Source organism: Desemzia incerta, assembly GCF_900115825.1.
GTDB lineage: Bacteria > Bacillota > Bacilli > Lactobacillales > Carnobacteriaceae > Desemzia > Desemzia incerta.
The window spans coordinates 135652-142339 of the sequence record NZ_FOXW01000006.1 but is presented as its reverse complement, the minus strand read 5'-3'; the positions used below and the strand labels follow the sequence as shown (position 1 = coordinate 142339).

Annotated in this window: 7 protein-coding genes and 1 pseudogene; 6 read left to right on the top strand and 2 right to left on the bottom strand. The window is 37.5% G+C overall.

Features of this window, described 5'->3' with window-relative positions; translation table 11 throughout:
• Nucleotides 1-95 precede the first annotated feature (95 nt).
• Nucleotides 96-1055 (top strand): IS30 family transposase, encoded by a 960-nt coding sequence (locus BM137_RS08970; RefSeq protein WP_092480827.1) that lies wholly within the window; start codon nt 96-98, stop codon nt 1053-1055.
• 585 nt (nt 1056-1640) lie between these two features.
• Here BM137_RS08970 and BM137_RS08960 read toward each other — a convergent pair.
• The gene (locus BM137_RS08960; protein WP_092480825.1) at nt 1641-2003 is read right to left on the bottom strand and encodes a winged helix-turn-helix transcriptional regulator; all 363 of its coding nucleotides are present in this window, start codon (nt 2001-2003) and stop codon (nt 1641-1643) included.
• A gap of 123 nt (nt 2004-2126) precedes the next feature.
• On the opposite strand from BM137_RS08960, the gene BM137_RS08955 reads away from it, so the two are divergent.
• Together BM137_RS08955 and fghA are read left to right on the top strand one after the other, a co-directional pair.
• Nucleotides 2127-3242: an S-(hydroxymethyl)glutathione dehydrogenase/class III alcohol dehydrogenase gene (locus BM137_RS08955; RefSeq protein WP_092480824.1), complete on the top strand. Its 1116-nt coding sequence runs from the start codon at nt 2127-2129 to the stop codon at nt 3240-3242.
• A 4-nt stretch (nt 3243-3246) separates the two neighbouring features.
• Nucleotides 3247-4080: an S-formylglutathione hydrolase gene (fghA, locus tag BM137_RS08950; protein WP_092480823.1), complete on the top strand. Its 834-nt coding sequence runs from the start codon at nt 3247-3249 to the stop codon at nt 4078-4080.
• Nucleotides 4081-4295: 215 nt separating this feature from the next.
• Here the strand turns inward: fghA and BM137_RS11470 are convergent.
• Nucleotides 4296-4463 (bottom strand): annotated as a pseudogene (locus BM137_RS11470) (transposase); the annotation flags it as partial.
• 101 nt (nt 4464-4564) lie between these two features.
• Here BM137_RS11470 and BM137_RS08940 point away from each other — a divergent pair.
• The 3 genes from BM137_RS08940 to BM137_RS08930 all read left to right on the top strand — a co-directional run bounded on the left by BM137_RS08940 (nt 4565) and on the right by BM137_RS08930 (nt 6677).
• Nucleotides 4565-5731: an IS256 family transposase gene (locus BM137_RS08940; protein WP_092480822.1), complete on the top strand. Its 1167-nt coding sequence runs from the start codon at nt 4565-4567 to the stop codon at nt 5729-5731.
• Nucleotides 5732-5914: 183 nt separating this feature from the next.
• On the top strand, nt 5915-6094 hold the full coding sequence (locus BM137_RS08935; RefSeq protein ID WP_092480821.1) for a hypothetical protein: 180 nt from the start codon (nt 5915-5917) through the stop codon (nt 6092-6094).
• Entirely contained in the window at nt 6075-6677 is a 603-nt protein-coding gene (locus BM137_RS08930) for a DUF5626 family protein (RefSeq protein ID WP_092480820.1), read from the top strand. The genes BM137_RS08935 and BM137_RS08930 overlap by 20 nt, the downstream gene beginning before the upstream one ends.
• Nucleotides 6678-6688 lie beyond the last annotated feature (11 nt).

Sequence of the window (6688 nt, the reverse complement as noted above, 5' to 3'; positions counted from 1 at the left end):
CGCCGATTGTAAAATTAAGCTAGACAAATAAAAAAGCCATTCGTGGTACACTCAAAATGTATTTCCGACCAAAGAAAACATAGGAGTGATCACGAATGACCTACACCCATCTTACCACGGATGAATTAGTGATGATAGAGTCTTATTATCACCAAAATATTAAAGTCGCTAAAATTGCTGAGTTCCTGAAACGATCTCGAACGCCCATTTATAATGTCATTCATTTCTTGAAAGAAGGCCATACGGCCCTCGATTACTACCAACAATATAAAGAAAATAAGAAACGGTGTGGCAGACAGAGAATCATCTTACCAAAAGAACAACAGACCTATATCAAGGAAAAAGTAAATCAAGGCTGGACTCCTGATGTGATTATTGGACGAAAAGAAATGATCATCAGCTGTTCTATGCGAACTCTTTACCGGCAGTTTAAAGAAAAAGTCTTCGATGAAGTTACACTTCCTATGAAGGGGAAAAGAAAACCCAATGGTCATCAAGAACGAAGAGGAAAACAAGCCTTCAAACGGAATATTGTTGAAAGAAAGACCGATTATCCTGACTTCGAAGAAGAGTTCGGTCATATCGAAGGCGACACCATTGTGGGGGCTCATCACAAGAGCGCCATCATTACCTTGGTAGAACGTCTTTCTAAGGTCATTATTACTTTGAAGCCCGATGGGCGGAGAGCCAGCGACATTGAAGCTGCTATGGATCATTGGTTTAATGCCATTCCAAGGCATTTATTTAAATCGATCACTTTTGATTGCGGAAAAGAATTCTCTAACTGGAAAGCTTTAAGTAACCAGCACGACGTTGCCATCTATTTTGCTGATCCAGGAACACCTTCGCAACGTGGTCTGAATGAGCATTCCAACGGTCTCTTGCGAAAAGACGGATTGCCTAAGGCGATGGATTTCAATCTGGTAGACCAAAGTTTCATTTCTTCTGTTGCAGACAAACGAAATAACATCCCTAGAAAAATATTAAATTACCAAACGCCCTTGGAAGTATTTATGAGTTACATGAATAAAGATATTTTGTCTAGCTTAATTTGACAAATCAAAGAATAAAACCGAAGAGAAACTAGTGTACTTGTTTACAACAGTTTCTCTTTTTTATTTGTCTAGCTTAATTTTACAATTGGCGCTTGTATTCGTAGGGTACCACGCTTATAAGGATTACCATAAATATAATGAGTTAACAAGAACTATTGAAGATATATTTATGCTACCAGTGTCTGAAAGAATGTTAACAGAGAAAGATAGAGTACAAGGAAAAATGTATTCAACAAAATAATAAAGCTTTTTAAACTCATATTTAATATAAATGTGAGTTTTTTGTCTATTTAGGGTGTACCTAGAACAGACAGCGATAAGGTTTTGTTTTTTCGCCTTTTTTAGTGTTTATTATGAGTGTCGATTAAGTAAGCTGATAAAAAGGAGTGAAAAATATAAAAGTAGGCTATGCACGTGTATCGTCTACTCATTCAATTCTAGATGATAAATGAAAAAGGAAGCTAAGCCTGCAGCCTGACTTCTTTTTCTCAAATTCTTCTATCAAATTGATCATTCAAGAAGTTGAGAAACGCCTTCATAAAAGCGATTAGGGACTTTTGTTTTCAAAAATGTTTGTGCAGTTTATTATTCAACTGAAATTTTATCAGCGCTTTCTTTCAAAAAAACTCTAAAACTATCTCCCCAATCACAAATAGAAGTTACAACGGGTTCTAAGAGTAAACCAATTTCACTTAGTTGATACTCTACTTTAGGAGGTACAACCGGGTATACAACCCTAGTAATGATTTGATCTTCTTCTAATTCCCTTAATTGTCTAATTAACATACGTTGATTGACATCGGGAAGGTATCTTTGTATTTCACTTAACCTTAATGGAGACTGTTGGAGCAAACACCAGATAATCGCTATTTTCCAACGTCCACCTATAACGGATAAAGCCAAATCTTTGCTAGTGAAAAAAGTTTTTTCTTTATAATGAATGGTCATATAGTACCATCTCTTTCTATTGATATTTTGTTTATAGTGACAAAAGCGTCAGTATTGTCTAATGAATTATAATATGAGATTATGGAAAAGTAAATTAGCAAACAAAAGAAAGAAGGTATTCAATTGAAAAGTAAAGCTGCTGTTGCATTTAAATCAGGAGAACCGCTCCAAATTGTAGAAATCGATGTAGAAGAACCAAAGGCAAAAGAGGTCTTAGTAAAAATCTTGTATACTTCAGTTTGCCATACTGATGCGTTTACTTTATCGGGTGATGATCCAGAAGGTGTATTTCCGGCTGTACTAGGTCATGAAGGTGCTGGTGTTGTCGTTTCTGTAGGGGATGAAGTGACTTCCGTAAAACCAGGGGATCATGTTATTCCACTGTACACGGCTGAATGTGGGGAATGTAAATTCTGTCTTTCTGGTAAAACCAACTTATGTGGTGCCGTGCGAGAAACGCAAGGCAAAGGTTTAATGCCTGATGGAACCACGCGTTTCTCTTATAAGGGAGAGCCGATTTATCATTACATGGGAACCAGTACCTTTAGCGAATATACAGTCGTACCTGAGATTTCTTTAGCAAAAATTAACCCAGAAGCACCCCTTGATAAAGTCGCTTTATTTGGGTGCGGTGTAACTACAGGGATAGGCGCTGTACACAAAACGGCAAAAGTGGAAGAAGGTGCGGTGACAGCCGTATTTGGCCTTGGGGCTATCGGTTTAGCTGTTATTCAAGGATTGGTCCAAGCAAAGGCCAGCCGAATTATTGCTGTCGACTTAGATGAAGATAAGTTTGAATTAGCTAAAAAAATGGGCGCAACCGATTTTGTGAATCCAGCTAAATTTGATCGTCCTATTCAAGAGGTCATCGTTGAAATGACGGATGGGGGAGTTGATTATAGCTTCGAGTGTATTGGAAATGTGGAAGTTATGAAGGCTGCTCTTGAATGTTGTCATAAAGGCTGGGGGGAAAGCACTATTATCGGTGTAGCCGGCGCAGGGAAAGAGATTCATACTCGCCCATTCCAATTAGTAACGGGACGCGTATGGCGTGGATCAGCCTTTGGCGGAGTCAAAGGTAGAACGGAACTACCAGGAATGGTGGAGGACTTTATGGAGGGTAAAATTGACTTGGACCCCTATATCACCCATCACTTAAACTTTACTGACATTAATGAGGCATTTGATTTGCTTCATAGGGGCGAATCGATTCGAACGATTTTAACATATGAGGAGTGAAGAAGTGAATCTTAAGCTTATTGAAAACCACCGCTCTTTTGGTGGAGAACAGCGTAAGTACAGCCATTATTCAGAAGTGTTACAGTGCGACATGACCTTTAGTCTCTACTTGCCGTCCAATAAGGGAATGGAAAAAATCCCGCTTATTTGGTGGTTATCGGGTTTAACGTGTACCGATGATAATTTTAGTCATAAAAGTGGCTTCCAAAGATTGGCTGAAAAATATCAAGTGGCTGTCATGATTCCCGATACGTCACCACGCGGAGAACATGTTGCTGATGATGAGTCTTGGGATCTTGGCCAAGGTGCAGGATTTTATTTGGATGCGACCCAAGAACCATGGGCTAAGCATTACAAGATGTATACCTATATCACAGAGGAGTTAACCGCGATTGCGTCCTCTCTAGTGCCCAACTTCTCAGGGAAAGAGAGCATTATGGGGCATTCTATGGGAGGGCATGGCGCTTTGGTAATGGGCATGAAAAATACAGAGAGATTCAAAGCGATTTCGGCTTTATCTCCTATTTTGAGCCCTAGTCAAGTTCCTTGGGGGATCAAAGCCTTCACCACTTATTTAGGGGAGAATCAAACTTCCTGGAAAGAGTGGGATGCTTCCGAACTGGTTAAAGGAACCGGGATGCCGCCTATTCACATTACGCAAGGAACTGAAGATGGGTTTTATCCAGAACAATTAACAGAAACGTATTTTTTGAAAAATGCTCAGGAAAATAATGTAGCCGTAGATTACAAAAAGGAAGAAGGCTACGACCATAGCTACTTCTTCATTGCTACTTTCTTGGAAGATCATTTCGCTTTTCATATGGAGTACTTAAGATAATTCTTTGGTTTAAATTTTCACTCTATTTAAAGTGGTTTGATTGTTGAACTTTATAATGTTCCATAAGTCTTTTGTTAAAAGTAAGCGCCTAATAGAAAGGTACCTAGAAAATGAAAAAGGCGCTGGGAAATAACTAGCTCTAAAAATAAAAACCGCGATGAAATAATCATAAATGTGATTGTTTCGTCGCGGTTTTTATTTTTGACTGATTTGTGTTGAAAAGCTTCCGGTTTTCTTCTAACCTCAAGGGCTAATTTGGTTAAGTTCATGCTCATAAGCATCATTCCAATGTCAGTATGTACAGCTTACTTGCCTCTGACATGGGTTCTTCGCATACCAAATACACCTTTCAATCGATCAAAAATAGTTTCTACGTCAATTTTGATAAAGTACATATAATTGTGTAAAAGCAAAAAGGCCATATAAACGCCTCTTTACGGTACAATGTTTTTAACCACTAAAAACATACCTAGGAGGCAACCATATGACCCAAGTACATTTTACACTGGAAACAGAAGATATTCAAAGTTTAATTGACCATTCGGTCAAAGATAATGCAGCCAAGCAAATTCTACAAACTGTATTTAATCAGTTGATGAACGAGCAGCGAACAAATTATATTCAAGCCAAAAATTATGAACGGTCAGAGGCTCGAAAAAGTCAGCGTAATGGCTATTATGAAAGAGAATTAACGACTCGTATTGGTTCTCTTGAATTGAAAGTTCCTAGAACACGCGACGGTGGATTTTCACCGACTGTACTTGAGCGATATCAACGCAATGAGAAGGCTTTGTTAGCCTCTATGTTAGAGATGTATATTTCTGGTGTCTCTACACGTAAAGTCTCTCAAATCGTTGAAGAACTATGCGGTAAATCAGTCTCTAAATCCTTTGTCTCCAGTTTAACTGCCCAGTTAGACCCTATGGTCTCTGAATGGCAAAATCGTTCTCTATCAGACAGGTCTTTTCCTTATGTTATGACAGATGTTATCTACATAAAAATCAGAGAGAATCATCGTGTCGTATCTAAAAGTTGCCATATAGCAATTGGCATATCAGGAGATGAAGAGCGTGAGATTATTGGCTTTATGATTCAAAATGAAGAAAGTGACGAGACCTGGTCTCTCTTCTTCGACTATCTCAAAACCAGAGGGTTAAGTGAAGTGGAAATGGTCATTTCTGATGCCCACAAGGGTTTAGTCAAAGCCATTAAGAAATCATTTACAAACGCTTCATGGCAACGATGTCAAGTTCACTTTATGCGTAATATCCTTAGTTGTATCCCTAAGAAAGATTCAGAACCCTTCAGAGAAGAAGTCAAAGCACTCTTCAAATTCACGGATATTGAGACAGCTCGCAAGGCTAAGAATGCTATAGTAAGTGGTTATGGTGAACAATTAAAATACCATAAAACCTGTCAAAAATTAGATGAAGGATTCGAAGATGCCTTTCAATACACCGTTGCCGGTAAAGGTCAATCGAGATTAAAGAGTACGAATCTTCTTGAACGATTAAATGAAGAAGTCAGACGCAGAGAAAAAGTGATTCGTATCTTTCCGAATGATGCCTCTGCCACTCGTTTAATCGGTGCGGTTCTTATTGATCGTCACGAAGATTGGCTAAGCTCTACCAGAAAATATATTCAATTTTAACCTATAGGTTAAAGCTCTAAAGCAGTGTACTGTATTTTACACAATTATATGGACTTGACTAAATATTTGAATAAGTTACTCAAATTAACTATACTCAATAATAATGTACTTATTGCAATGAAGTCACGAGTATACTTAAAAAATAATTTATACAGAAATTTAAATAAAAAGGGGATTTTAATAATGAACATTGTTGAAATTGTAGAATACGATTATGCAGGTGGTTTATTTGATATAGTCATGCTAATACTAGTTAATCTATATCATTTATTGCCTATATTTATTCTGTTGTTTATTGCTAGAGTTTTATGGCTTATATATAAGCTAGAAAAGAGGAAACATGATGAAAAAGATGATATTTAGTTTAACGCTTATTACAGGATTGTCCAGTTTGCTTATCTGTAGTCAAAATGTTATAGCTAGTGAATTTGAGAGTGAATTACCAGAAACAAATTCAGAAGAAACACAGCTAATAGAGTTTAACATAGAAAAAGATTATTATGAAGAAGTGACATTTGAAGAAGAAGATGGAACATTAGCAACGATAATTATATCTAAGGAGTTGCCCGAAATGACAACCTTTGCTACTCGACCAGGAGGCGGTAGTTCGGGTGGTCCTGCATTAGCAGCTGGTAATGCATACAAATATACATATAAGGGCTCAACAGACACTTATTCCTTCAAAACACATCTCACAGGTTCCCCTTTGAAAATCAATAAAATATATGATTTGGAATACAATTGGAAAAGTGGAAAAATCAAAGATACTTCTATTAAAAAGCACAGTAGTAAAGATGGGACCGTACAACTCATTTACAATGGTAATTGGGGAGGAACAAAAACAGAAACTGCTAATGTAAAACTAAATACTACCGGCAGATCTGGTGTTTGGCATTTGTATATCACAAGAAATGGTAGTAGCAAAGGAGTAGTGCTAAAAAACTAACACGAAGGTGA

What these genes read in the sequence shown, in the direction of transcription:
- BM137_RS08970 (WP_092480827.1), top strand. Translation starts at nt 96, where the DNA reads ATGACCTACACCCATCTTACCACGGATGAATTAGTGATGATAGAGTCT.
- BM137_RS08960 (WP_092480825.1), bottom strand. Translation starts at nt 2,003, where the DNA reads ATGACCATTCATTATAAAGAAAAAACTTTTTTCACTAGCAAAGATTTG.
- BM137_RS08940 (WP_092480822.1), top strand. Translation starts at nt 4,565, where the DNA reads ATGACCCAAGTACATTTTACACTGGAAACAGAAGATATTCAAAGTTTA.
- BM137_RS08935 (WP_092480821.1), top strand. Translation starts at nt 5,915, where the DNA reads ATGAACATTGTTGAAATTGTAGAATACGATTATGCAGGTGGTTTATTT.
- BM137_RS08930 (WP_092480820.1), top strand. Translation starts at nt 6,075, where the DNA reads ATGAAAAAGATGATATTTAGTTTAACGCTTATTACAGGATTGTCCAGT.